General features: G+C 40.9%; 27 protein-coding genes. 17 read left to right on the top strand and 10 right to left on the bottom strand.

Annotated elements, in window-relative coordinates; genetic code table 11:
- Nucleotides 1-64: 64 nt before the first annotated feature.
- A complete protein-coding gene (locus NYE23_RS13525) occupies nt 65-973 on the top strand; it encodes a COX15/CtaA family protein (protein ID WP_341078580.1) in 909 nt (302 codons plus the stop codon).
- 47 nt (nt 974-1,020) lie between these two features.
- On the opposite strand, the gene NYE23_RS13520 is transcribed toward NYE23_RS13525, so the two are convergent.
- Both NYE23_RS13520 and NYE23_RS13515 read right to left on the bottom strand, forming a co-directional pair.
- Nucleotides 1,021-1,146 (bottom strand): hypothetical protein, encoded by a 126-nt coding sequence (locus NYE23_RS13520; protein ID WP_341078578.1) that lies wholly within the window; start codon nt 1,144-1,146, stop codon nt 1,021-1,023.
- A gap of 82 nt (nt 1,147-1,228) precedes the next feature.
- Nucleotides 1,229-1,423: an alpha/beta-type small acid-soluble spore protein gene (locus NYE23_RS13515; protein WP_341078577.1), complete on the bottom strand. Its 195-nt coding sequence runs from the start codon at nt 1,421-1,423 to the stop codon at nt 1,229-1,231.
- A gap of 286 nt (nt 1,424-1,709) precedes the next feature.
- Between NYE23_RS13515 and NYE23_RS13510 the strand changes: the two genes are divergently transcribed.
- Genes NYE23_RS13510 through NYE23_RS13500 form a run of 3 tightly spaced genes read left to right on the top strand, consistent with a single transcriptional unit; the run spans nt 1,710 to nt 4,702 of the window.
- Nucleotides 1,710-2,960 carry an ammonium transporter gene (locus NYE23_RS13510; protein WP_445662599.1) on the top strand — a complete coding sequence of 417 codons (1,251 nt, stop codon included), beginning with the start codon at nt 1,710-1,712 and terminating at the stop codon, nt 2,958-2,960.
- Nucleotides 2,961-2,993: 33 nt separating this feature from the next.
- Nucleotides 2,994-3,974, top strand: a complete 981-nt coding sequence (locus tag NYE23_RS13505; RefSeq protein WP_341078574.1) for a DUF294 nucleotidyltransferase-like domain-containing protein — start codon at nt 2,994-2,996, stop codon at nt 3,972-3,974.
- The gene (locus tag NYE23_RS13500) at nt 3,974-4,702 is read left to right on the top strand and encodes an exonuclease domain-containing protein (protein WP_341078572.1); all 729 of its coding nucleotides are present in this window, start codon (nt 3,974-3,976) and stop codon (nt 4,700-4,702) included. Before NYE23_RS13505 ends, NYE23_RS13500 begins: the two co-directional genes overlap by 1 nt.
- 555 nt (nt 4,703-5,257) lie before the next feature.
- Here the strand turns inward: NYE23_RS13500 and NYE23_RS13495 are convergent.
- Both NYE23_RS13495 and NYE23_RS13490 read right to left on the bottom strand, forming a co-directional pair.
- Nucleotides 5,258-5,590, bottom strand: coding sequence for a hypothetical protein (locus tag NYE23_RS13495; RefSeq protein WP_095243969.1), 333 nt, complete (start codon nt 5,588-5,590; stop codon nt 5,258-5,260).
- Between the two features lie 154 nt (nt 5,591-5,744).
- A complete protein-coding gene (locus tag NYE23_RS13490) occupies nt 5,745-5,978 on the bottom strand; it encodes a helix-turn-helix domain-containing protein (RefSeq protein WP_076256850.1) in 234 nt (77 codons plus the stop codon).
- A gap of 190 nt (nt 5,979-6,168) precedes the next feature.
- Here NYE23_RS13490 and NYE23_RS13485 point away from each other — a divergent pair, with 190 nt between their 5' ends.
- Nucleotides 6,169-6,738: an HAD-IA family hydrolase gene (locus NYE23_RS13485; RefSeq protein ID WP_341078569.1), complete on the top strand. Its 570-nt coding sequence runs from the start codon at nt 6,169-6,171 to the stop codon at nt 6,736-6,738.
- Nucleotides 6,739-6,827: 89 nt separating this feature from the next.
- Here the strand turns inward: NYE23_RS13485 and NYE23_RS13480 are convergent, their stop codons facing one another.
- From NYE23_RS13480 to NYE23_RS13470, 3 genes are all read right to left on the bottom strand, one after another.
- Entirely contained in the window at nt 6,828-7,094 is a 267-nt protein-coding gene (locus tag NYE23_RS13480; protein ID WP_076256854.1) for a hypothetical protein, read from the bottom strand.
- Between the two features lie 14 nt (nt 7,095-7,108).
- The gene (locus NYE23_RS13475; RefSeq protein ID WP_341078567.1) at nt 7,109-7,231 is read right to left on the bottom strand and encodes a 3-methyladenine DNA glycosylase; all 123 of its coding nucleotides are present in this window, start codon (nt 7,229-7,231) and stop codon (nt 7,109-7,111) included.
- A gap of 178 nt (nt 7,232-7,409) precedes the next feature.
- Nucleotides 7,410-8,846 (bottom strand): carbon starvation CstA family protein, encoded by a 1,437-nt coding sequence (locus NYE23_RS13470; protein ID WP_341078566.1) that lies wholly within the window; start codon nt 8,844-8,846, stop codon nt 7,410-7,412.
- A 230-nt stretch (nt 8,847-9,076) separates the two neighbouring features.
- On the opposite strand from NYE23_RS13470, the gene NYE23_RS13465 reads away from it, so the two are divergent.
- Nucleotides 9,077-9,817 carry a protein-glutamine gamma-glutamyltransferase gene (locus tag NYE23_RS13465; RefSeq protein ID WP_341078564.1) on the top strand — a complete coding sequence of 247 codons (741 nt, stop codon included), beginning with the start codon at nt 9,077-9,079 and terminating at the stop codon, nt 9,815-9,817.
- A gap of 223 nt (nt 9,818-10,040) precedes the next feature.
- On the top strand, nt 10,041-11,504 hold the full coding sequence (locus NYE23_RS13460) for a UDP-N-acetylmuramoyl-L-alanyl-D-glutamate--2,6-diaminopimelate ligase (protein WP_341078561.1): 1,464 nt from the start codon (nt 10,041-10,043) through the stop codon (nt 11,502-11,504).
- A gap of 41 nt (nt 11,505-11,545) precedes the next feature.
- Here NYE23_RS13460 and NYE23_RS13455 read toward each other — a convergent pair whose 3' ends face one another.
- Nucleotides 11,546-12,352 carry a glycerophosphodiester phosphodiesterase gene (locus NYE23_RS13455; protein ID WP_341078558.1) on the bottom strand — a complete coding sequence of 269 codons (807 nt, stop codon included), beginning with the start codon at nt 12,350-12,352 and terminating at the stop codon, nt 11,546-11,548.
- A gap of 91 nt (nt 12,353-12,443) precedes the next feature.
- The gene (locus tag NYE23_RS13450; RefSeq protein ID WP_341078555.1) at nt 12,444-12,746 is read right to left on the bottom strand and encodes a hypothetical protein; all 303 of its coding nucleotides are present in this window, start codon (nt 12,744-12,746) and stop codon (nt 12,444-12,446) included.
- 292 nt (nt 12,747-13,038) lie between these two features.
- On the opposite strand from NYE23_RS13450, the gene NYE23_RS13445 reads away from it, so the two are divergent.
- The 6 genes from NYE23_RS13445 to abc-f all read left to right on the top strand — a co-directional run bounded on the left by NYE23_RS13445 (nt 13,039) and on the right by abc-f (nt 18,107).
- Nucleotides 13,039-13,560, top strand: a complete 522-nt coding sequence (locus NYE23_RS13445) for a hypothetical protein (RefSeq protein ID WP_341078553.1) — start codon at nt 13,039-13,041, stop codon at nt 13,558-13,560.
- Between the two features lie 15 nt (nt 13,561-13,575).
- A complete protein-coding gene (locus tag NYE23_RS13440) occupies nt 13,576-15,108 on the top strand; it encodes a flotillin family protein (protein WP_341078551.1) in 1,533 nt (510 codons plus the stop codon).
- A gap of 199 nt (nt 15,109-15,307) precedes the next feature.
- Nucleotides 15,308-15,412, top strand: a complete 105-nt coding sequence (locus tag NYE23_RS13435; protein WP_076256869.1) for a YjcZ family sporulation protein — start codon at nt 15,308-15,310, stop codon at nt 15,410-15,412.
- A gap of 45 nt (nt 15,413-15,457) precedes the next feature.
- Nucleotides 15,458-15,583 (top strand): YjcZ family sporulation protein, encoded by a 126-nt coding sequence (locus tag NYE23_RS13430; RefSeq protein WP_341078549.1) that lies wholly within the window; start codon nt 15,458-15,460, stop codon nt 15,581-15,583.
- Between the two features lie 210 nt (nt 15,584-15,793).
- A complete protein-coding gene (locus NYE23_RS13425) occupies nt 15,794-15,994 on the top strand; it encodes a hypothetical protein (protein ID WP_341078545.1) in 201 nt (66 codons plus the stop codon).
- A 340-nt stretch (nt 15,995-16,334) separates the two neighbouring features.
- Nucleotides 16,335-18,107, top strand: coding sequence for a ribosomal protection-like ABC-F family protein (gene abc-f, locus NYE23_RS13420; RefSeq protein WP_341078543.1), 1,773 nt, complete (start codon nt 16,335-16,337; stop codon nt 18,105-18,107).
- 49 nt (nt 18,108-18,156) lie between these two features.
- Here the strand turns inward: abc-f and NYE23_RS13415 are convergent, their stop codons facing one another.
- Nucleotides 18,157-22,455 carry a S8 family serine peptidase gene (locus NYE23_RS13415; protein ID WP_341080728.1) on the bottom strand — a complete coding sequence of 1,433 codons (4,299 nt, stop codon included), beginning with the start codon at nt 22,453-22,455 and terminating at the stop codon, nt 18,157-18,159.
- A gap of 180 nt (nt 22,456-22,635) precedes the next feature.
- On the opposite strand from NYE23_RS13415, the gene NYE23_RS13410 reads away from it, so the two are divergent.
- From NYE23_RS13410 to NYE23_RS13395, 4 genes are all read left to right on the top strand, one after another.
- Nucleotides 22,636-22,890 (top strand): hypothetical protein, encoded by a 255-nt coding sequence (locus tag NYE23_RS13410; protein ID WP_341078541.1) that lies wholly within the window; start codon nt 22,636-22,638, stop codon nt 22,888-22,890.
- Between the two features lie 253 nt (nt 22,891-23,143).
- A complete protein-coding gene (locus NYE23_RS13405; RefSeq protein ID WP_341078538.1) occupies nt 23,144-23,680 on the top strand; it encodes an RNA polymerase sigma factor in 537 nt (178 codons plus the stop codon).
- Nucleotides 23,655-24,263 carry a hypothetical protein gene (locus NYE23_RS13400; RefSeq protein WP_341078535.1) on the top strand — a complete coding sequence of 203 codons (609 nt, stop codon included), beginning with the start codon at nt 23,655-23,657 and terminating at the stop codon, nt 24,261-24,263. Before NYE23_RS13405 ends, NYE23_RS13400 begins: the two co-directional genes overlap by 26 nt.
- A gap of 213 nt (nt 24,264-24,476) precedes the next feature.
- On the top strand, nt 24,477-25,769 hold the full coding sequence (locus tag NYE23_RS13395) for an ABC transporter substrate-binding protein (protein WP_341078532.1): 1,293 nt from the start codon (nt 24,477-24,479) through the stop codon (nt 25,767-25,769).
- Nucleotides 25,770-25,796: the final 27 nt, after the last annotated feature.

Here is a 25,796-nt window from a genome sequence, read left to right as displayed (position 1 = left end):
TTTGTCCAGGTTTTGATAAACTGAATGAAAAATTTAGAATTTTGAAATATAAGGAGTGTGTAGTTTGAAGATAAAAAGGCTGGCGTTCTTAACTATTATCCTAACCTATATTTTAATTATATTCGGCGGGTATGTTGCATCTTCGGAGTCTGGCATGGGGTGCGGGCCGGAGTGGCCTTTATGCAATGGGCTGGTGATCCCGGTTTTGGAAGGAGATACCTTAATTGAATTTGCTCACAGAGTTATTGGTGCAGTACTTGGAATAATGACAGCTGTATTGTACTTTAGTATTCTGCAATCAAAACAGGTGCGGGGACTTGATAAAGCTTCTAAGGTATTGATGCTGCTATTAATAATTCAAATTTTACTGGGGGCGGCTGTAGTTTGGCTGGATTTGCCTGCTATAATTGTGTCTGTTCACCTTATGGTTGCGATGTTTTTCCTTGCTGTACTAATCTGGATCTGGCAGCATGCTGATGAACAGTCGTCGCGGACTAAAACAAGAAAAGAGCAGAGTATTCAAAACAAGTTTAAAGCACTGTTGATATTGCTGCTTCTTACTTTATTTCTTGGTGCTTATATTAAGCACCAATCATTCGGATTGGCCTGCAGCTGGCTTGAATGTACAAGTGGTTTTATTCCAGTATCTTTTCCGGAAATAATCCAGACCGGACACAGACTTCTGGCCGGGGTTTTGTCTTTATATATATTTATACTCACATATCTTTCATTAAAAAATAGATGGGAGGCTGGATTGCAGAATCGGCTTATGGCTGCCTCCCTGCTGGTTTTAGGTCAAATCATTATCGGTATATTGACAATTGTAAGTTACATTGAAATATCCTGGGCTGTTCTCCATCTTGCTTTTGGAACAGCATTATTTGCAGTTATTTGTGAGGCGGCCGTATTTGCCTCCTCTTCCAGCAGGATCAGCAGGCTTGGAGAAAAGAGCAGTAATCATTATTATGGATGATAGTAATACCAAAAAAGGCAGTCACGTGACATGCCTTTTTTGTTTTGTTATTTTTGCAGATCTTTTCTAGTGATTTCGCTTCGGATATTTGCCTCTCTTGAGAACTCTGCATCCTGCTTTTTATTATTTGGATATTTGTTTTTTCTTTCGCGGTTGTCATTTTTGTTGGTCATAGGTCTGCCTCCATCGGTAAGTGTATTGTTAGGTGAAAGAAAGACCGGCCCGAGGGCAGGGCCGGTATCCCAGCAAGCAATTTTACTGATTTTGCTGGTTTTTAAGCTGCTGCTCTGCCATTGCGACAAGGCGCTTTGTCATTTCCCCGCCGACAGAACCGTTTGCTCGTGCGGTTGTATCAGCACCAAGCTGAACTCCAAACTCATTGGCAATTTCCTGTTTCATTTGATCCAATACATCTCCTGCACCGGGTACCAAAAGTTTGTTTCTTGCCATGATACATCACTCCCGACGATAAATTGAGCAATTAAATGCTCGTTCTTAACTTAACCGATTAAAGAACCGCAGATGCAACTATAAAATTGCCAATCCAAATAATCTAATTATGTAAGGTTTTATAACATAAAAATTATAAATCTTCAAAAAACTTATTGACATCGGTGTAAAAATGAGTAAAATAAGGATTAAATTTAATTGATGTAAGGAAATGTAACATGTATATCGTTTTTATCCTTACATTATTCAAAATAAGGAGGAATTATAATTGGAGGCCATATTTTTAATGAATAGTCTTTGGGTGATGCTGGGAGCCATTTTAGTCATTTTTATGCTTGGGGGTTTTGTAATGCTCGAAGCCGGTTCGACCAGGATGAAAAATGCGGGGCATATTGCAGGTAAAACGATTTTTACCTTTGGCTTATCATCATTGGTATTTTGGGCCATTGGCTTTGGTTTCATTTTCGGCGATCATGCAAATATACTGGTTGGGTTATCAAATTTTTTTTACTCAGGTGCTGAGCTTGAGGGAATGAGCTTATCTTCTTCTGTATTCTTCGTATTTCAGCTGGCATTTGCCGGTATATCCATTACGATTGCACTAGGCGGATTTGCTGAACGTGCAAAACTTTCTGTTTACCTCATTTTTACCGTGTTATTTTCTGCTATTGTTTATCCTGTCGTCGCACATTGGATTTGGGGAGGAGGCTGGCTTGCTGAACACGGCAAGCAGGACTTTGCTGGTTCAACAGTTGTCCATTTAACGGGTGCTATGGCAGCCTTGGCAGCTACGATCTTGCTTAAGCCCCGAATTGGAAAATTCAATAAAGACGGTTCCGCTAACAATATCTATGGCCATAACCAGGTATATACAGCCTTGGGTGTACTGATCCTGTGGGTTGGCTGGTTCGGGTTTAACGCCGGCAGTACATTGACTGTAGAAGATGGATTCTTTGGATTTGTCGCTCTTAACACAAATCTTGCTGCCGGAGCAGGAGCAGTTGCCGCACTGATTATTTCGTGGATGGTTATGGGTAAATCCGATGTGCCGACAATGCTTAATGGCGCTCTGGCAGGTCTGGTCGCAATTACAGCTTCCTGTGCTTTTGTTGATACATGGGCGGCTGTTGTTATAGGTTTTGTATCAGGAATCCTTGTATTCTACAGTGTGCGTTTCTTTGAAAAGAGAAAGATCGATGATCCAATCTTTGCTCTATCTGTTCATGGTGCTGCCGGGGTATGGGGAACATTATCAACTGGATTCTTTGCCACACCTGAATTGGCATCAGTTGGTAAACCTGGGCTGTTTTATGGGGGAGGTTTTGAACAGCTGGGAGTCCAGTTTATGGGTGTGGCTGTTTCCGGCCTTTATGCTTTTGCTGTATCCTTCATAATTTTGGCAGCTGCCGGGAAGATATTGAGAGGACTTCGGGTAACAGAGGAAGAAGAAATTATGGGGTTGGATTTAAGTGAACATGGAAGCTATGGGTATCCCGAAGTCTTCATGGCCGATGAAAACAGAAAGATAAGCTCGTAAGCAGGAATAGACTTTTTTAAAGGGAGTGCCTGGATGGAATCATCATTTAATTCTTATCATTCCGTGAAAAAGTGGAAAAAGGAAAAGATTTTAAAATTCCGCTCAGATGCCAGCGCTCTGAATGATTTTCACGACCTTATTATGAAAGAGGTTATTAGCATAGCTTTGGATAGAATTAAAGTTGAAAGAGCATCCTCATGGAAATTTGCCTGGTTCACAATGGGCAGCTCAGGGAGAAGGGAACAAGGCTTTCTGAGTGATCAGGACCATGGATTGGTGTTTGAAGCGGGGGCTGATGAAGCGGAAGCGTATTTTTTAGAGCTGGGGGAGGAAATTTCAAAAGGTCTGAAAGCAGCTGGCTATCCATATTGCGAAGGGAATGTGATGAGTTCTAATCCGCTATGGTGCAAATCATTCTCTGAATGGAAAGAACAAATCCATGCATGGATGCAGGAGGAGAGTCTGCAGACGATGAGAAATCTCCACATTTTTTATGACAGCAGAGTGCTGACAGGCGAGGAAAAGTATATAGCTGAATTGAAGTCTTTTATTACCGTGAACATTCAAAAAAGCCCACATTTACTGACCAGAATGATGGAGACCAGCATGCACATGAAAAAGTCGGTAGGTCCATTTGGCCAGTTTCTGGCAGAGGAGAAGGGAAGCCATCAAGGAGAGCTGGATCTCAAATACTCTGCCTTTATACCTTATGTAAATGCGGTTAGAATCCTTGCTGTGAAAGAAGGAATTCAGGATACATCTACTATTGCCCGAATCAATAAAATTATAAAAATAAATGAATATGAGGGAATGGGGAAATATCGAAATAATTTTGCTGCTTTGTTAAAATGGAGGCTTCTGTCATACAGGCAAACAGATGACTATGATGATACTCACTACATTCAGCTTAAAACCTTATCAATATCAGAGCGGAATGAACTGAGGGATATTTTAAAGGATGCCAAAAAACTTCATCAGTTTGTGGTAAGGACCATTCAAAAGGGTGCAGGTTAATGAAGTTCCATCCTTTTGTCCAATTTGTCAGAGGTATTCAGGGCAAACTTCAGACTAACATTTTAGGTGGAATAAATGGTCACAATCCGCAGCATATAGCATTTATTAGACAAATGCAGAGGGATCTGGAGAATGCAGATTTAAAGGCTATCCCCTTAGAGAATTTAGATGTGGCTGTCTTTGATATGGAGACAACTGGATTTTATCCTGATAAAGGGGATCAAATTATTTCGATTGGTGCGGTTAAAATTATTAACGGGAAAGTCAGTGAAGACAGTTTTTATTCACTTGTTCATTTTGATAAGCCTCTTTCAAGTAAAATAAAGGAGCTTACAGGTCTATCTGAGGCTGATTTAGAAAAAGCTCCTCCACTATCGGAGGTATTGATTAGCTTTCTTGAATTTGTAAAGGAAACGCCGCTGGTTGCCCATCATGCGAACCACGAAAAAAGCTTTATGCAGTACAGCAGCTGGAAGCTTTTTCGCACGCCATTCAAGCACAGGATATTAGATACTTCCTTCCTTTATAGGATAACTGATCCTAATAAAGTATTATGGAAATTAGAAGATATCTGTGAATTTTATAACATCCCTGTTAAGGACCGCCATCATGCGCTGGAAGATGCAAAGCTGACAGCTATCCTATGGTGCTGCTTAATAGGGGAAGTTAATAAAATGGGGTGCTCAAATTTAAAAGAAGTATACGAGCGCCTGGCCAGGTTAAGGTGAAAAAAGTCAGCTTTGGACCGGAGCAGATGAAGCCAGCATAGGTAACTTCGGACAGAAATCCCATGGTTAAGTCAATATGAGTCTGGACCTGAGGGAACTTAGGACAGAAATCCTGTGGTTAAAGGAAGCTTGAGTATGAAGCAGGGGCAACTTCGGACAGAAATCCTGTGGTTAAGCCAGTTTGAGTCTGAACCTGGGGGAACTTCGGACAGGAATTCTGTGGTTAAGCCAGTTTGAGTCTGAACCTGGGGCAACTTCGGACAGGAATCCTGTGGTTAAGCCAGTTTGAGTCTGAACCTGGGGCAACTTCGGACAGGAATCCTATGATTAATCCAGTTTGAGTCTGAAACCAAGGAAACTCCAGATAGAAACACCGGACTTAAGAAAGTTTGAGTCCGAACCTGGAGAGTTTTTAGATTCAACACACAAAGTCCCAAATGCTGTCCACCTCCCAGTCATAATAACACTGCCAATAAAATTAAAGCCCCAATCACTGTGAGATTGGGGCAAATTTGGTATTCCTGATGCTCGGAGCAAAAAGTACAAAGTTCTCCCTTAGAATTCCCCGTCAAATGGAGTAAAAGGGATGTTAAGTCTATTCTCAACTGCTCTTAGTCTTTGGTTTAGGCGATTAAGTCTTCGTGTATGGCGGTCAACGGTCTGATTAAGCATTCTAACCTGGTCAGTCAAATTGACGAGCTGCCTGTTAAGGCGTGTAATCTCTCTGGATTGATCCTGATTTTGCCTTTCCAGAGCAGTAACTCTTCTTTCGAGCTGCTGGGGCTGTCTGTCAGTATCATATTGTTCGAACTGCTGAATTTCATATTCAGGGGTGAAGTGGGCTGCTGGCTGAGGAAGATAACCTTGATAATAGCCATATGGATACATTGGGCACTCTCCTTTTATGCAAAAATCCTCTAACTCCTTATAATCTATGCATAAATGGGCGGAGAGGCACGGCAAATGCCTATTTTAATGACGGGCTGCTGCTTTGTGGCCGATATTATCTTAGAAGGGAAGTTTTTAAAACGGCCGCCTCTGATTACATGAAAGGGGGGACTTTGCTGATTTCCGAAACAAGAGAAGCAAGTGACTGCATCTGCTGGTCATCGAGGTCAAAAGCAATTTTGATCTTGTTTTCCAGATCAGCTGTTACTCTTCTCTTGCCCACCTCAACCAGAGCTATTAAAGAGAAGCTGCAGCTTACAACTCTTGCGAAATCACGCTGTGTCATGTTATAGCTCTTTCTGATTAACTTAATAATTTCTTTGTTCATTTTTATTCATCCTTTAACAATTCACCCATTTTTCAGGGCTATGTTTTTTGTCTTATAGCTATAAAATTAGCATTGTGATATAGGTTTGTCAAAGTAATTTAATAACAATGGAAAAGCAGTTTAATAGATTGGCTGGAGGTATAATAACTAAATAAGAGGATAAAAAGAAAATAGAAGGGAGCTTTGCCTGTTGAATATACTTTGGGATTTTGATGGCACTTTATTTGATACATATCCAGCTTACACAGCGATCGTCAGAGAGGTTATGAGTGATAAAAAGGTTTCCGATGAAGAGATTTTTTGTCAGCTAAAGGTTTCTTTCAGCGATGCTTTTCAACATTTTAAATTAAATGACAAACAAATAAAGACAACCAGGATGAGGGCGAGACAGTTGCGTCCAAGTGATTTAAAGCCTTTTCCTGATGTGGAGCAAGTATTAAAGCAGGCTGATAAGAATGTAATTATGACTCACAAGGAAAGAGATGATGTTCTTTCCATATTAACCTTCCATAAATTAGATGGATACTTTACCGATATGGTAGCAGGAGACGATGGCTATCCCCGCAAGCCTCACACAGCTTCTTATGAATTTCTGCATGACAAGCATAAGGTTGATTTAGCAATAGGGGACAGGGAAATAGACATCCTGCCGGCAAAGAAACTTGGCATTAGGACCTGCCTTTTTCAGAATGAAGCCCCTGGAGCTGATTACTATCTGAAACACTATAAGGATTTTAATAAGATAATAAAGCCATATTAGTAAAAAAGCCTGGCACTTTTGGGTGCCAGGAGTTTAATTTACATATTTCTTTTTATCCTGATTTTGTCCTTCATAGTATCCTGCCTTATTTATGTTCTTGTTCCATCGTCATATTTATCGCCAAACAGCTTTTTCTTTTTTATAGTTTCAAAGTCTGCTTTGTACTTTTCCTCTGTTGATGAACTGCTCTTTATTTTGGATCCGTTTTTTTCTTCTTCTTTCTCTTGCTTTAAGTCTTCCATTGGAATAGGATCAACATTCTTTTCGCTTTCATACTTGTCAAATAAACTTTCTTTTTCGGTTTTATATTGTTCGGGGTTATCCATCTTTCCATCCTGAATGTTTTTGTCGGCCATATTGTTCATCCTCCTTATTTCCGGTTTTCTTCCTGAGGTTTTTCAGGCTCTCTTTGGGGTTCGATATCTCTATTGTTTTCTTTCTTTTTTTCTTGTTCTATCGAATTATTTTTTTCTGAATTGGTTTTATCCGCCATGGTTATAACCTCCTTTAACTGTTAGTATTCATTACCCGCTTAAGGCAGTGGAAAACCTTCCTAATTACAGGCTGAGAGTTTTTAAAGGCTTAATTCAAAATAAGAGAATTGATCTGTAAGGGACCAGCCAATTAAAAAATGCACCTTCACTCTTGTGTTAGGTGCATTTTTTTACGTTTTAAGCAGCTTTTAGGCTGGGTTTGTTCTTGCTCAGCTGCTTTTGTTTTACGATTTGATAAACATACCAGCCTGTAATAATGAATGTAATGACTGATCCGATAAGCATTGATAGTTGATAATCCATTTGAAAGCCTTCAGGGGCATAGAAGATATAGGTGGATACTACACCGGTCATAAACAATGCAGGAACACCGCTAATCCAATGGAATTTGTTATTTTTCAAAAGATACATGGTAGCTGTCCAAAGCATGACCGCCGCTGTAACCTGATTTGTCCATCCGACATATCTCCAAAGGAATGAGTAATCGATTGTTGCCAGATATAAAGTAGGAAGAGCCACAGGTAAAGTGGTGATGATAACCTTCCATTTCCCATCCATTTTTATTAAAGACGAAAGTGATTCTGCCAGCATCATTCTTGAGGAACGCAGGGCGGTATCTCCGGTTGTAATTGGCAGGATGATTACACCTAGTATAGCAAGGATTCCTCCAAACGTACCAAGGAGGCTGCCGGAAATTTCATTAACCACTCCCGCTGGACCGCCAGCCGCTAATGCATCCTGAAGCCCTCCTGTTCCGCCGAAAAGGGTCATGCCCGCTGCTGCCCAGATTAAGGCAATAATTCCTTCGCCAATCATGGCACCATAGAAAACCTTTCTTCCATCACTTTCCTTTTTTAATGTGCGTGAGACAATCGGACTTTGTGTTGAATGAAAACCTGATATCGCTCCGCATGAAATGGTGACCATCAGTAAAGGCCAGATTGGAAGTTCACCAGGATGAAGATTAGACAGTGTTACATTCGGTATGGATTTTTCGCTGAAAAGCAGTGCAACTGCAATGGAAACTGCCATAAAGATTAAAATTGCTCCAAACAGAGGATAAATCTTTCCGATTATACGGTTTACAGGCAAAACAGCTGCCAGGATAAAGTAAGCAAAAATAATGAGCAATGATGCCATAAAACTTAATGGAGTTATGCTTGAAATCAGCTGTGCCGGACCGGCAGTAAATGCAGCGGCAACTAAAACCATTAAGAGAATTGAAAAGATATTAATGAACGTTTTGGCCGGTTTTCCTAAATATCTTCCGACAATGCTTGGAAATTGTTCCCCCTTATGCCTTAGAGAAAGCATTCCTGAAAAATAATCATGAATCGCCCCGGCAAAAATAGATCCGGCAACAATCCAGATAAAAGCTGCGGGCCCATATAATGCCCCCATAATTGCACCGAAAATGGGACCTAGCCCAGCAATATTTAAAAGTTGAATCAAGCTGCCTTTCCACCAGCTCATTGGAACAAAGTCCATTCCGTCTTTTTCCGTATAAGCGGGTGTAGGGCTGCTGTCATTTATACCAAAAATACGCTCCACTACCTTGGAATAAATGGCATAACCTGCAATCAGCAAAACAATTGATCCTAAAAAAGTCGCCATGAAAATATCCTCCTGTTGTAAAATAATTATAAGTATAGTCTGAAACTTAAGAATATGTTGAATATTGTACAGGGAATCTGGAATAAAAAGCAAGCTTATTTCAGAAAAAAAGATATTTTCCGATAATAAATAACTTGGATTGGATAACGTGAAGGAAGTCAAAGAATGAAGGAACCCTCCTGTAAATGAAACCATAAGCTACTATAAGTTCATTTGAAGGGGGGAAGAGAATGATTATCCTTTCGAATAATCAGAATAAACCGGGGGCTTCCAGCTTTATTGGAGTTCAGCGTGAAATTTATCTGGCGCTCGAGAGCAGTCCTGAGACTCATCAATACGATTCAATGCATGAACTGCTATTTGATATCCTTTTAAGGGAGAATATTATTAAAGCAGCCAGGCAGCTTCATGGGAGCCGTGTGGAATTTGCACCCTTTAACACATCACGCTTCAATCCGCGCATATGGAGAAGGACAAAATATGGATACCTGCTTGATCCATCTGTTTTACCGTCAGATGCGATAATGGATGTGTTCACGAACAGCTGGGAATATGCTTTTGAATGCACAACAGCCATTGTGCTGATTTTTTATAAAGCTGTATTGGACTCCATCTCTGTCAGCCGCTTCAATACACTATTTCAGGGACTACTTGTATGGGACTGGAATTATGATCATGACCTGTCGATTGTTACAAAAAGAGGCCGGAATTTCATACCTGGTGACGTCGTTTATTTTTACAATCCTGATTATGATCATCCTGTTTGGACTGGTGAGAATTCCGTTTATTTGGGCGGGGGCATGTTCTTTGGGCATGGGGTTGGCATGGAAAGCGAAGCAGGGATGATAAGAGCTCTTAACACGCTAAGAAAGCCCGGTGCTACAAGGGATGCTTATCTCATTTCACAGCATAGCCGATTGAACGTAAAGTATCTATCACAGTTTGCCAAGCGGCCATTGTCTTTAGTGTGAAATGAAATTAAGCTGACATTCAATAGGGTGAATCGCTTATTTTTCAGAAGCTATTCACCCAAAATTATCCTCAATTCTAGTATATTAAGACGATTTTTCTCATACCCCGATATTTGTATCCTTTAGAAGGCATATTTCCTGTGAATGTGGGAAAACAAAAGATAATGATTATAGATATATACACCAAATTACTTGATGTTTAAACATTAAAGGAGACAGAAATATGAAATTATCCCAGGTTATTAATTGCCTAAAGGATAGCGGGGAGATGGGTGAACTAACAAACGATCCTGATATTACAGGAATCGAAATGGATTCACGCAAAGTGGGGAAAGGAAGCCTTTTTGTTGCGATTAAAGGCTTTCAGGCAGATGGACATGACTTTATTGGACAAGCTGTTGAAAATGGAGCGGCTGCCGTAGTGGGTGAGGAAGCAATTGAGTTAAATGTGCCTTATATAAAAGTAACGGATAGCAGAACCAGTCTTGGGAAACTGGCGAACTGCTTCTATGATCGCCCATCAAGAAAGCATAAAATAATAGGCATTACAGGAACTAATGGGAAAACGACCACCGCCTATATTTTAAAGCATATATTGGAGACTGCAGGCAGGACCTGCTCCCTCTTGGGAACTGTATCAAACATTATTAATAACAAGGAATATAAGACCAGCAACACGACGCCGGATGCCTTGCAGATTCAAAAAATGCTGAGTAAAAGCCATGATGAGTTTGTCGTTATGGAGATTTCTTCTCATGCGCTGGAGCAGTCAAGAACAGAAGGTCTGGAATTAGACTACGGGCTATTTACTAATCTGGCTCATGACCATCTTGATTATCATGATAATATGGATCAGTATTTTTATGATAAAAAGAAAATCTTTAACTTGTTAAAAGAAGGCGGTAAAGGAGTCGTCAATCTTTATAATTCATGGGGAGAAAAAATGGCAGAGCATCTGCAAAATGAAAAAATTCCTTTGATTATGCTGGGTGATGAGAAGTGCTGTTCAATAAAAGACACTGCTATAAATGGGAAGACAGTTTTTATTCTGGAGGTGAGAGGGAATTCCTTTGAAATTGAATTTCCTCTTCCTGGTCACCATAATGTATATAATGCAGCAATGGCTTTTTTGACAGGGATTGATTTGGGGATTGACCCGGAAGATTTGATAAAGGCTCTGGCTTCATTTCCGGGCATACCTGGCCGTTTTGAAATGATTATTCATCCATCAGGAGCCAAATTTGTTGTGGATTATGCCCATACAGTGGATGCCTTTGAATATTGTCTTGACACAGCAAAGCAGCAGGGGGCTGAAAGAATCTTTCAAATTTATGGATTCCGTGGCGGAAGAGATCAATCAAAGCGTGTGGATATGATTAAAGCCTCAGCAAAATACTGCCATAAATTTTATTTGACCGCTGATGACCTAAACGATGAGTGTGAAAATGAAATGTTAAGTCAATTAATTTCTCTGAATAAAAAATATGGAGACGGTAAGGGTGAAGTGATCCCCGACCGGACATTGGCTATTCGGAAAGCTTGGGCTGAAGCAAATGAAAATGACTGGATCTTTATCACCGGGAAAGGGCCTGAAGCTTATCAAAAGGCATTTGCTCTACCAGCTGAAAATGATTTGGAAACCTTAAAGCTGCTGCTGGAAACCGGAAGAAAACAGGCAGTTTTATAAGCAAAGGGTGCAGACCATTACTCGGACTGCACCCTTTTTGTCTATTCAATAAGATCTAAATAATCAGCAACAATGCCATCCAGTGGGTAATGCTTTAATTTTTCTGCTTCTTTCTTTGAACGCACAGTCCAGGCGATTGCTTTCATGCCATTCGAATGAATAAGATCGATCACGCGCTTATTAACCACAGTCCACTTAGGATTCATGTAGCTTGCATATTCGGCAATACTTTTTATCTCCATTTTGTCAGGAGGATAGTTGATTAAGATGGCGACAGGGATTTCCGGCATCAGTTCATGAAATAATCTCATAGAAGATGTTTCAAATGACTGCACAATAATGTGGTCTTTACCCTTTGAATCAAGTTTTCTTTTTTTTAGTTCCTCGGCGATCATCTTTTCAATGCCAGGATACAGGGACGGTTTCTTTAATTCAATTAAAAGCCCGACACGATCCGCATATTTGTCTAAGACCTCTTCAAATGAAGGGATACAGGCACCGCTGTATTTTGTAGAAAACCAGCTGCCGGCATCCATTTTTCTGAGCTCTTTAAAGGTAAAGTCAGAGACTTTTCCTTTATGGTCAGTTGTGCGGTCTACAAGGGAATCGTGAATCACGACAAGCCTTCGATCCTTGCTTAATTGAACATCAATTTCCAGATAATCTGCTCCCATTTCGATTGCTCGGTCATATGAAGGAAAAGTATTTTCCGGGCAGTAGCCGGCAACTCCCCGATGACCTATTCTTTTTATCTTATGTGCAGTATTTGCCATTTTTTTAATGCCGAAAAATGAAATAACTGTAGCCAAAGCTGTAAAAAAAACATTTTTCATTACCTTCAAAGTCATTTCTCCTCGCCATTTTTGCTCATCTTAAAGGATGTGAAAACATTTTGTCAACTGCAGAGGATTTCTTTAAGTACCGACTTTTAATCCCTGTTTAATCCCATTCCTCATAAACAATTGTACCGCCAGTCAAATCCAGGGTATTTCTTTCTCCTTTATAAAAAAGTTTTCCTTCTTCTTCAACTATAAGGTTTTCATATGTAAATACACTCTTTCCGGAAGGAAGCTGAATGATAATTTTCTCACCCAGTTCTTTTTTGGGGGCTTCAATAGTAATCAGACTTTGAGAATAAAAATATAATGCTGTAAAAGCAGCAGCTAAACATCCCATTAGGACAATTGACATCAGCATAAATTTGCTCTTAGGCTTCTCCATATGCAATTCAGATCTTGTCATAATTCCTATCCCTCCGCAAACCAGATATATTGTTTATTCCACCATTTTTCACCATTTAATCCTAAAAGGGAATTTTAAATCCTCAAATATGGTATGCAGGAATAATAATGAAAATGACTAAAAGAGGAAGAAGTTAGACAAGCTTAACAGGCAGCAGTATTAATTGGAGGAAAGTTTAGAAAAATGAAACAATTCATGGTCTTTATCCGTATATAAATTAAGCTGTAATAGTAAAAAGGAAGGAGGCACGGAATCGATAGCCGGACTATAAAAAATGGATAGGGTGCATGTTATGGAACTATTTGGTTTTCCTATTCAGACAATTTATCTCAGCACACTTATTTTTTCTGGTATATTAATTATTTTGTATGTGTTTTTTGGAGATATGGCAGACGGAATAGGGGAGGGAAGCTTTCTAAATCCAGTACTGATTCTGGCATTTATTACTTTTCTCTCCGCTTCAGGCTATATTTTTGAAATGACAACCTCTCTTAGTAGCGTAGTCATTCTTTTGTTAGCGGCTGTTATTGCGGTTTTGCTGGATATATTGCTGAATATCTTTGTTCTTATACCATTATCTTCTGCTGAGGAATCTCTCGTTTACACAGATGAATCCTTAAGGGGAAGAGTAGGTACGGTATTAATTCCTATACCGGAGAGTGGTTTCGGTGAGGTCTTAATTGAAAATATTAGCGGGAGAATTTCCAAGCCTGCTTCAAGCTATGAAAATATTGTCATAGCAGAAGGCAGCAAAGTGCTGATTGTTGAAGTCGCAAATGGAGTTATTAAAGTGATTGATTATAAAGAATTATAGACAGGGGGACACAATATGTTAATGGTTTGGGTTGTAATTGGAATCGCAGCATTTTTGCTGATTGCTCTGCTGGGTGTGTTCATTACAAAATATCGGACTGCAGGGCCGGATGAAGCGTTAATTGTAACAGGCAGTTATTTGGGAAGTAAGAATGTCCATGTGGACGAATCAGGAAATAAGATAAAAATAATCAGAGGCGGAGGAACATTTGTACTTCCAGTCTTTCAGCAGGCAGAGCCATTGAGCCTCCTGTCAAGCAAACTGGAGGTTACCACTCCGGAAGTATATACCGAACAGGGAGTTCCTGTCATGGCAGACGGAACTGCAATTATAAAAATTGGCGGGAGTATTGGGGAAATTGCTACGGCCGCAGAACAGTTCCTTGGAAAATCGAAGGAAGATCGGGAAAATGAAGCGAAAGAAGTTCTTGAAGGACATTTGCGGTCGATTCTGGGATCTATGACGGTCGAAGAAATATATAAAAACAGGGATAAATTTTCCCAGGAGGTTCAAAGGGTAGCTTCACAGGATCTGGCAAAAATGGGCTTGATCATCGTTTCTTTTACAATCAAAGATGTACGCGACAAAAATGGATACCTTGATTCACTGGGAAGGCCAAGAATTGCCCAGGTTAAGAGGGATGCGGATATTGCCACAGCTGAAGCTGAAAAGGAAACCCGGATTAAACGGGCAGAAGCAGCTAAGGATGCCCAAAAGGCAGAACTTGAAAGGGCAACTGAAATAGCTGAAGCTGAGAAAGAAAATCAAATGAAAATGGCTGACTACAGAAGGGAACAGGATATTGCCAAAGCGCGTGCTGACCAGGCGTATGACCTTGAGACAGCCAGAGCAAAGCAGGAAGTTACGGAGCATGAAATGCAAATCAGAATTATAGAGCGCCAAAAGCAAATTGAGCTTGAAGAAAAAGAAATCTTAAGAAGAGAACGCCAATATGATTCCGAAGTGAAGAAAAAAGCAGACGCAGACAGGTATGCTGTTGAGCAGGCAGCAGAGGCAGAAAAGAAAAAGCAAATTGCCGAAGCGGATGCAAACCAATACCGGATTGAATCACAGGCACGTGCAGAAGCTGAAAGGGTTAGGGCAGATGGGATGGCCAAGGCTGATTCACAGCGCGCCCAAGGTGAATCTGAAGCCGAAATCATTCGCCTCAAAGGTCTTGCGGAAGCAGAGGCAAAGAGAAAAATCGCCGAGGCATTTGAACAGTATGGCCAGGCGGCAATAATGGATATGGTCATTAACATGCTTCCGGAATATGCGAAACAGCTTGCAAGCCCGTTATCGAATATTGATAAGATTACAGTGGTTGATACAGGGAGTGACAGCACTAATGGCGGTGCCAATAAAGTAACTGGCTATGCAACCAACCTGATGTCCACGATGCAGGAAAGCCTGAAAGCTTCATCAGGCATTGACGTGAAGGAGCTGCTCCAAAACTTTTCAGGCAAAGGAAACGTCCGCCAAAGTCTGGAACAGCTGACTGAGGAAATTAAAGAAAAAGAACCCGTCCAGCCCGCTAAAGGTATTTAGGCCACTCTCGCTCATAAGAAATAATGAAATAGCCTATTTTTATCTGAGGAGATCACCTGAAAACGCAGTTATATCAACAAAAAAAGAAGCCTTCACGCGGAAGGCTTCTTTTTTGCGCAGAAAACTGTGTATTCGTCTATCGCACAATCTGGGTGAATTGAATAGGATATATTGAATCAAACAAAGGAGGTAATTGACTATGTCAGACGGTTGCGGATACGGCGGCGGTTTCGCCCTTTTAGTTGTATTGTTTATTTTACTAATTATTATCGGTGCTTCTTGGGGTTACGGTGGATTCTACTAATAAAATAGGCAGACAGATTTAATTGGCAAGGGAGGGGATTTTATAATGTATGGCTACGGATATGGCTGCGGCTACCCTGCAGGCGGATGCGGATATGGCGGAGGTTTTGCTCTAATTGTCGTTCTGTTCATCCTGTTGATCATCGTAGGTGCTTCTTGCTTCAAGTGGTAATAGATTAAAAGAAAAGCAGGGAGACCTGCTTTTCTTTGTATGCATACATAAATTAAAGTGTGCCTGACAGAAGAGTATTTCTCTGCTCACAAAGAGAATCCTCACCGTGCACAAAAGGATTCCTTCTGCGCACTAAACTTCCATCATGTGTTTCCAAAGATGCCAAATGGGGAAAAGTAGCAGCATAAAAGAAATAGGGAGGTTTGCAAAATGGATGAACTTAAAACACAGGATAGGGAATACACTATGAGGGAAATATACTCCATATTGGAGGGCGGACTCCAGCGGGAAATGCATCAAAACGAGTACAAGCTTGTTTCGGAATGGGTAAGCGGTTTTAATCTGGAGGAAAGAGCTACGATATTAAATATGCTCAAGGAGCTTACTAATAAGCATATCCGAATTGATTAATGATTTCCTGGCAGATGCATGTATTTACTCAATTGCTGAATATGAGTCTATTGACAATAAAAGCCAGAAGCTTATATACTACAATCAAACAGGTTGAAAGGATGATTTAGGGGCATGAAGTTATAATCTTATTTTTTCTGGTATCTTTTTATATTTAAAAAGTTTAACCCGGAGAACATAGGATTAGTGTGCCCTTTTTTAGTCATTCCTTATCGGAAGTGATGTCTGCTTATTTGTCTGTAAGCGGGTTTATATTTTATTTAGGCGCGCGTTTTTTATGTATTTGCACCATTTCCTATGATGGGTGCACAGTCCTCTCCGGGTATGGGGAGGTTTTTTTATGTGTGCAAATAAAATCAGTAATCACAATAATAACAGCATACCGGTTATCATGGCCAGGGATCTTCAAAAGTCATTTGGAGATAAAACGGTTTTTTCTAATTTGGAATTTGATATTTATCAGCAGGATCGCATTGGTCTTGTTGGCTTAAATGGCACGGGTAAAACTACATTGGCCAATATTTTATTTGGCAGTATTCAGGCGGATAAAGGCACTTTCGAGCGGATGAAGGAGCCATATAGAATCGGCTATCTTCACCAGTCAGCAGATTATTCTGTGAGTGATATTCATGCTCCTGACCAGAGCCCGGAAGAAGAAATTCTTCATCAGGCAAGCAGATTAGGACTTTCAAAACTCCATGAATGGAAATCGGAAAGGCTTGATTCTTTAAGCGGGGGAGAAAGATTGAAGCTCTCTTTAGCTAAGGTTTGGTCATCAAAACCGGATATGCTGATTTTGGATGAACCCACCAATCATTTGGATTTACAGGGAATCGAGTGGCTTATTGGGGAAATTGGCCAATTTAGCGGTCCTGTCATGATCATTTCCCATGACCGTCATTTCCTTGATCAGGTTGTCCGCAGGATTTTTGAGCTGCAGGAAGGCATTTTAACCATGTATGACGGGAATTACACAGCCTACCGGGAACAAAAACAGAAAAATTATGATGATCAGCTTCATCAATTTAATGTTCAGCAGAGAGAGATTCATCGGATCGAAAATCAGATGGCCAATTTAAAAAAATGGTCGGAAAAAGCTCACAGGGAATCAACTAAAGGCGGGAGTCCTTCTGAGAGTAGACAGATGGGCTTTAAAGAATATCACAGAGTGAAAGCCAAAAAGATGGATCAGCAGGTTAAGTCAAAAATGAAAAGACTTCAGCAGGAACTGGATAAAAATAAAATTGATAAGCCGGCAGAAGAGGCGAAAGTTCTTTTTCATTTTGATTCGTCAGGTAAACGGGGGAAGAGGATCATCGAAGCAAAAAACCTCTCAAAAAGCTATGGAGACCGGACTCTGTTTAAGGATAGCCAGTTTTATATAAAGCATGGTGAAAAAATAGGAATTCTTGGAAGCAATGGGGCTGGCAAGACTACTTTAATCCGTATGCTGCTGGAAGAGGTATCACCTTCTGGTGGGGAACTTTGGATTAGCAGCACTTTAAAGATTGCCTATTTAAACCAGGATATTAATGATTTACCTTTAACCAAAAACGCCCTTGAAGCACTTGATCTCAGCGAACGGGAGCAGATTTACAAGGCAAGGACCCTATTAGCAAATCTGGGTATGAAGGATGCGAAGTTAAAGCAGCCGATTGGACAGCTGAGCATGGGAGAGCGAATCAGGGTTAAGCTCACAGACATGCTTTTAAAGGAATATGACGTCCTAATATTAGATGAACCGACTAATCACTTGGATTTGCCAAGCAGGGAGCAATTTGAAAAAACGCTCAAGGAATTTTCTGGTACACTCATCATTATTTCGCATGACTTATACTTTTTAGAGAAGTTAAGTACAAGATTGCTTGTATTTGAAGAAAATAAAATTACCAGATTTGAAATGAATCTGAAGGAATATCGTATAATATCCAGAGACTCCAAGCAGGAAAAAGATCATGATTCTACAAAAGAGCAGATCATGGTAATTGATAACCGCATCAACGCGATACTTGGAGAACTCAGTCTGCTTGGTCAGGGTGACAGCAAATATGCCCAATTGGATAAGGAGTTTAATGGCTTATTAAATGAAAAAAGAACATTATTAAATCAATAATTGCAAAAGGCAGGCCCCGATAATAATGGGCCTGCCTTTTCATCTGATTTTACTTCTTTTTGGTGCTGTTATTATCCTTCTTTTTTGCATTAATCCACAGTTTGCCTTCTGCTGTTTTGCGGGTTTCATTGCCGTAGTCATCCATCACTTTCACTTCAATTTCGGCACCAGGTGCTTTTACATTTGAAGTGGCAGTATAGTAGCCGACATAATGGCCCGGGGAAGTTTCCATCATTGGAAGCTCAGTAGCGTTATACAGCTGGCCGCCAGCATTTGTTAAAGGCATTCTGATGGCAAACGTCGCTTTTAACCCTGGTTCACTATCAAATTCGATTTTTACCGATTCGCCTTTCTTAAGCTCCTTGTCTTCTGCAGGAAGAAGATTTTCAATGGCTGGAGCGGTATATTTAGCATCGACTGTGATTGTTTTTTCTTCGCTGTTTTTCGCTTTATCCTGTGCTGTTACCTTAATGGTGTTTTCCCCTTCATCCAGCAGGATGCGAAGAGAGTATTCACCGTCTGTAACCTTTGCTGTCTGGCCGTTTACTTTTACCCAATCAAGGTTATCGTCAGAAACGGTTCCTTTAACAGTGACTGTTTCTTTGTTTGTTTTGGATTTATCTGCAGGGCTTGTAATGGACAGCTCCGGTTTTGTTTTATCATATATTACTTTTACAGGTTCAGAGGAATCAGTGGACCCTGACTCTGTTGATGCTTTGGCAGTAAGTGTGTTTTCCCCTTCAGTAAGTGAAACTTCTGCGGAGAAAGTGCCTTCGTCTGTACTATCAGCCGATGCGACTTCTTCGCCATTATTAAATACTTTTACAGTAGTGGTAGGAGCGGAAGTACCTGCAATTGTAACTTCACCCTGGTTCGTAAATGTTTCATCCGCTGGAGAAGTAATGACAGGTGCTGTAACTTCATAGTTTACTGTCGCGCGGATCATATAGTTTCCTTCATCTTCAGGCGACGGTGACCATGCTCCGCCTACAAGCTGCCAGCTGCGTCCTGCATTCTCTCCATCCTCATCAGTGCCAAGACCAGGAGCATTAGGATTTGGTGCTGATTGGATATAGACCAGATAGAAATCGCCACTTGTAACGATTCCTTCGTCACTAAGATCTACATGTGTCCATTCACCGTTTCTTAATGCTGTTGCTTCAAATGGGCCTGCAAGTTTTTTGCCAGGAGCTCCATCCGGTCCGCTTGCATCGTATACTTCCACTTTGAAGTCTGTACCTCCCGGAGTCGGCCAGCTGGTATCCCAGAAGCGGAATAATCCGCCGGTGACCATTGCGGTGTCATGGCCGGATGCAAGGGACATCTTAACTGCCCAGCCATTGCCGGCATCATAGAATGCTCGGGCATTTTCAGCTGTACCATCATCATATCCGATTTCACCCGGATATCCGATAAATGGCTTTAGCTCTATATTTTGCTCAAGAGTTGAGCCGCCTTCGATCGTGATGCTCTGATCTTTGCTGTAGTAGGAAGGTGCCATTGTTTTTAAAGTGTATGTGCCTTCGTAGGCTGTGAGTGTATACTCACCGTTTTCATTTGTTGTTACTGGCTTTACTGCCGCATCTTCAATTAAAAGAAGCGTAGTATTTGCAACAGGCTCTCCAGTTGCTTCATTTGTCACAACTCCTGTGACAGTGCCTTTTGGTATTTCCTCAAGGACGAAATTTGCAGTCGCTTCTCCATCCTGCGGAATGTTTACATTTTGTGTTTGAGAACGATATCCGTAAGCTTCCGCTTTTACAGTGAAATCACCTGAGGCATGTGTCATTTCATAAGATCCGTTTTGCGGATTAGTAAATACGGACCTGCCTGATTCCAGCACACTTACTTCGGCAGTAAGCGGAAGAAGAACAGGTGCAGGCTGCTGCTGTTTCCCATCATCTTTTGCTGGTGCATCTTTTTTAGGAACAATTTTATCAGGATTTACCTTTTCCTTCTTTAGTTCTGCAGAAGGTTTATCCTTACTGATGCCAAGCTGTGCTTTGCCTGCAGGTTCAACTGGAGTATCAGATAACCTGACATCATCAATATACCAGCCTTGCTTCTGAACAGAGCCATCTGTAGTTACATTGAATGCTATATAAATTCTCTGTCCTGCGTACGCACTTAAGTCTACTTCTGCATTAACCCAGTCTGTTGTATTGCCGTTTACGCGAAGAGCCTGTTGCCAGTTTTCCATATCTGTCGATACAAAAACGTGACCATAATCATAACGGTTTTCAAGTTCGTGCCATTGCTTAAATTGAAGGTAGGCATTTCCTTCCGGCAGGTCAATAGGAGGCATCTGAAGATTCATATTTGCTCTATTGGCATACGTGCCGTCGAGATTTGTAGCATAAACCTTTTCTCCTGAAGCAGCACTTCCAGGACCTGTAGTTGGGACACCCCATTCCCAGCTGTTTTCCGTTCCATACGAAGTCCAGCCGGCCGGCTGTGATTCAAAGTCCTGAGAATAGCCAATGCTGATTCCTGGTCTTACTGCCACTTCAAAGGAGTCCGTTTCAGTTAAATTTCCACCAAAATCATTAACCTTCCATTTATAAGTTACAGAAGGTTCTGCTATGTCTTCTCCAGGAATAACTGCCTGGTAAGTACCATCTTTATAGTTGCCGGCTGTTCTTTCGGCCTCAATAGCGGCCCAGCTGCCGTCAGCTTTTAAGTATTCAAGATCCACTCTTGTGACACTTACATTATCTGATGCAGTCAATTCAAGTGCGAGATCCATTCCCGCATATGTTTCCTGAGGTGCTTCATGATTGGCTTCAGGAGCTTCGGAGTCATCTCCTTCTTTTGCAACCTGGCCTTTAATTTTTCCAAGACCGGTCAGTACGGAAGAAACCGCATCGAAGGCATTTACGAGTCCGTATCCAAAACCATTATTTGGTGTCTCAGGGTAAGTACCATTTGTCAAAGGAGTAGAGGTGGTCAGCAGAATTTCCTCCATCTCTTCAACAGTCAGACTTGAGTCAACCTGGCGGAGCAGTGCGGCAACCGCAGAAACATGCGGCCCAGCCATGGAGGTTCCGTTCCAGCCGCCTTCATATCCGCTTCCGGGAACTGAGGAACGTATGTTAACTCCTGGTGCAGATACATCAGGTTTAACTTCCTGATATGGAGATGGCCCTTGCAGTGAAAAGCTTGCTAAGCCATTGTTAATATCAGTCGCACCAGTAGCAAATGATTCCGGGTAGTTTGCTGGTGTTGCAACTGAACCAGGTCCGCCTGGATTAAACAAAGTAGTGTTTCCTGCAGAGAATTCCGGGAAAATTTCAGCTGCACGCCATGCCTGCACCATTGGACGATACCATTCATCCAGTCCAGGTCCGCCGCCCCATGAATTATTGACAACATCAGGCGCTTTCTCAGGATGCGGGTTTCCTTCTGCATCCTTTGGAGCCAGGATCCATTCACCGGCTTCAAGAAGGTCTACGTCAGTTCCGCCGTTTGCAGTAAAGGCTTTTACTGCGATCCATTTCGCACCAGGTGCAACACCGATCTGATTGCCTCCATTCGGTTCGGCACCAACCATAGTTCCAGTTACGTGGGTTCCGTGACCCTGATCATCGTAAGGAACTGTCTGGCCTGCAGTGGCATCAAACCAGCTGAATTCATGTGCTGGAGAATCTGGCTGTGCAGGGTTATAGCCCCGGTACTTTTCTTTTAATGCCGGGTGGTTCCACTGAACACCTGTATCAATGGATGCAACGACTGTGCCGGATCCGTCAATTCCCATTTCCCATACGGCAGGTGCTCCGACACGGTCAATGTTCCATTCGATCGAGCTGGTTTCTGCTTGTGTTTGAAGAGATTTTTCGGCCTCTTTAACAGGCTTATGAAGCTGTCTTGTTTCATTTGGAAGAATCTTTTCTACTTCAGGGAATACTGCGATTTGCTCCATAACATCTTTTGTAGCTGTTACTGCAATTGCATTGACGATGTAGAAGGATTGAACATCTTTTGCCTTGCCGTCTTTTTCCTGTTTTTGAAGGAAGTCGGCGACATGGCCTTGAGTTTCAATAGCTGTAGATCTTAGTGAGGATAGGACTGCAGAGCGTTTCATGTATTTTGATTTAGAAGCTGTCAGTTTTTGTGATGCAGCCGCTTTTTCAGCCTTCTTGGCTGCTGCTGAAGTATCGGCCTGTTCTTTGAATTTAATCAGGAATGTTACTTTATCTTCTTTATCAAATTGTTTCAGCAGTGAGCTGTTGATTTTGCTTTTTGCAGTCTGAGGAGCAGCTTTCTTAACAGAAGTATGCGGAGAGCTCTTGTTTTCTGCCGATCCCATGCTTGGAAACATCAGCGGCAAAATCAGAAAAGCTGTCAGCATCACATAGAGAATGCGATTAATTGTTTTCCTTTTTCTTTTCAAAAAATTCCCTCCTTGTTTTGTTAATTCATTTTAAAGTGCTACTTAGCAATGAAGAACTCAACCACCTCCTATGGGTACTTTCCAAAAATGGAAAACCCTTCCGTTATCCTGTACTTTAGCTAAATTAAAGGCTGGAGATTGTCGAAAAATAAAGTTTTTTGCAGTGGTTTTATTAAAATAGCTATAAGGCTTCATAGGTCAATAATGGTTACAGGCTTAAAGAATGAACTTTTTATGGTTATTTATAGATTAAAAGGATCATTTTTCCATATATTCATACGAATATTGGAAAAAATAAGGAAAAGGAGGGAGGCAGTATTTTCACAGAATGATAAAATAAATAAAAAGGGTGGAGAATTTAAAGGACTCCATTACTCAAAATTGCAAAAATGAAATCAAAGATGGGGAGTCTGGGGTGAAACTTTATACATCTTTTTACTGATAGAATGAGATTGAAAAAAGTTACAGTTAAAAAGGCACTTTCTCAGAATTTTCTTAAATTTGATACTAAGGTATCAGATAATTTTGAAATATAGTATAAATGAACAGGGTTAAGGTTATGGCTTACCAATTGTTTTACAAAAGCATGGAAAAGTGTTTCTTTTCTCATTCTTATTCGTCTAATAATATGCGAGGGGGCGCCACAATGGAGAGAATATCGGCAGAAGCGTTTGAAGATATATACAGCGAGTACAGCGATCGAATTTATGGATACATATTTCTTCTCGTAAATGATAAGGAAGTGGCGGAAGATCTGACACAAGACACCTTTATCAAGGCCTATAAATATATGAATCAATTTAATGGTGAGTCCCAGATCTTTACGTGGCTTGTCCGGATATCAAGAAATGTAGCCATTGATTATTTGCGCAAAAAAAGCAGGTTCAAATTTTTCTCAATAGAAAAATTCCAGCTCCAATCAGATGAAGATACTCCCACAGAGATAATGATTAAGGGTGAAAAAGTTACACTCTTATATGAGGCAATCCGCCATTTGAAATTAAGCTACCAAGAAGTGCTGATTTTGAGAAAAATAAAGGAGTTTTCCATCAAGGAAACGGCCGAAATCTTGAATTGGTCGGAAAACAAAGTGAAAATCACCACTTCCAGGGCACTCGCAGCGCTAAAAAAAGAATTGCAGAAAAGGGGGGAAATCCATGAAGAACTCATTCGGATCCGATAATTCCTTTCGAGAATTAGGACATATTCCTCGGTCTCAAAAGCAAAAGCAGGAGAGTCTGCAAAAAATATTAAAGGGCATAGAGGAAAAACCTAAAAGAAAGAAAGCTATCTTCCCTAAATTTTTATCTGCTGCCGCTGTAATGGCTGCTTGTGTCATGTTCGCTTTCATTATTTTTTCTGAGGATTCTATGACCAGAGGCAGCAGCAGTTCAGAGATGCTGGGAAATAGCTTTATAAGCCAAACCATTATTGCTTTTTCAGAAACTGAGAAATCCTTCTCTGCTGATGGAAAGTATACGGCTGAAACCGCGACTGTAAAAGATCCAAAATGGGAAAAAACGGCAAGAAATGCGATAAATTCGGCAATTCCTGCAAAGGCAGTCATTGATGCCAAATCAGCCTATGATATCCAATTTAATTTAAAGGGAAAAGACCCTGTAAAGATGAAAGTCTGGAATGAGGAAGGCAAAGTTTATTTCAAGCTAATGGACAATGAAGAAGTTTATTCTGTTCCTGCCGGAGAAGGTGCCCAATTTATTGAATATTTAGAGGCAATCGCACAAAGCATTCAAAACACTCCTTAATTTGACTCCTGTGAGGAGTCTTTTTTTTAGGCATAAAGGGCTGAAATTTGACAAATATCGAGAGTTTTTTCAAACAAATGTTTTGTTCCCGATAAACAGGGTAGTACTTACTTAGTTAATAAAAAATTTTTTTTTGCTGGCCATTTTTATTCCTGTGCGCAGGGAATAGGCAGATGCATGAAGCTTAAAAATATAAATATTAGGGGGAGCATCATGAAAAAGGGACTTCTTTTTATTATTTCCGCATTCCTGCTTATTGGCATATTAGCAGGCTGTTCCGGGGAAAGTGCTCAGGCAGAAAAGACGAAGGATGGAAAGGTCATTGTTGATTTTTGGAGTTTTTGGGGATCAGAAACAAGAAGGCCAATCATTGAAAAAATTATAGATGATTTTAACAAATCACAGGATGAGGTTTTTGTTAAGCATACATATTTGCCTTGGGGAGATATTTGGACAAAGAACCTGGCATCTGTTGCTGCCGGTAATCCTGCAGATGTTATCATTAACGATATTAACTCGGTCGGCCAGCGGGCAGAAAATGGACAATCTGAAGATTTGAGCAAGTTTATGGATGATTCGTTTAAAGACCAGTTTTATCCGCATTTATGGGAAACGGTAATGTACGAGGACAAGCCTTATGCAGTTCCATTTAATACAGATACCAGATTGCTATTTTACAATAAAGATGCTTTCAAAGAAGCAGGCCTTGATCCGGAAAAGCCGCCTGCTACATGGGCTGAACTGGAGGAGTATGCTCAGAAGCTGGATGTTAAAAATGGAGATAGCTATGAGCGGGTCGGCTTTTACCCGCTTTGGGGCAGTATCGGTGCAGCAAGCTGGATGACAAGCGCTGATGGCGGAAAAGGATTCATTCAAGACGGCGAGCTTTATATCAATACACCTGAAAAGCAGGAAGCGCTTCAATGGCTGCTGGGCTGGAAGGAGCGTCTCGGCGAGAAAACAGTTCAGTCTTTTGAAGCTGAATTTGGAAGTGAACAGTCAAATCCGTTCATTGCCGGCAAAGTGGCAATGTGGGTTGATGTCGGTACATTTTACACACAAATTCGCGATTATGGCAATGATATGAATTTTGGGGTTGCCCCGATTCCTGCATATGAAGAAGGTTCTGGGAACTGGAGTGATGGAGGAGGGTTCGTAGCTGAAATTCCGAAAGGAGCCAAACACCCTGAGGAAGCTATGAAGTTTATTGAGTATCTTACAGGTCCCGAGGCTCAAAAATACTGGGCTATGAAAAATTATGATAATGTCGCAAATAAAGAAGCTGCAGAAGCCGTGGTAAAAGAACTTAAAGGCGATGATCAATATGTATATGAAGCTACTGTGAGAAACCTGGATCAAACGCAGTTATTCCCTGTCCCGACAGAGTATCCCGATTACCAGAATCGCATTAATCCGCATATAGACAATGTTCTGCTCGGTAAAACCAAGCCTGAAAAAGCGCTGGAAAAAGCAGAAAAAGATGTTGAAAAACTAAAGAAAAATTAGAACAAAGAGAGAAGGGCAATCCTTCTC

Source organism: Cytobacillus sp. FSL H8-0458 (genome assembly GCF_038002165.1).
Lineage (GTDB): Bacteria > Bacillota > Bacilli > Bacillales > Cytobacillaceae > Cytobacillus.
The sequence above is the reverse complement of the archived record's forward strand: the minus strand, read 5'-3'. Positions and strand labels throughout refer to the sequence as shown.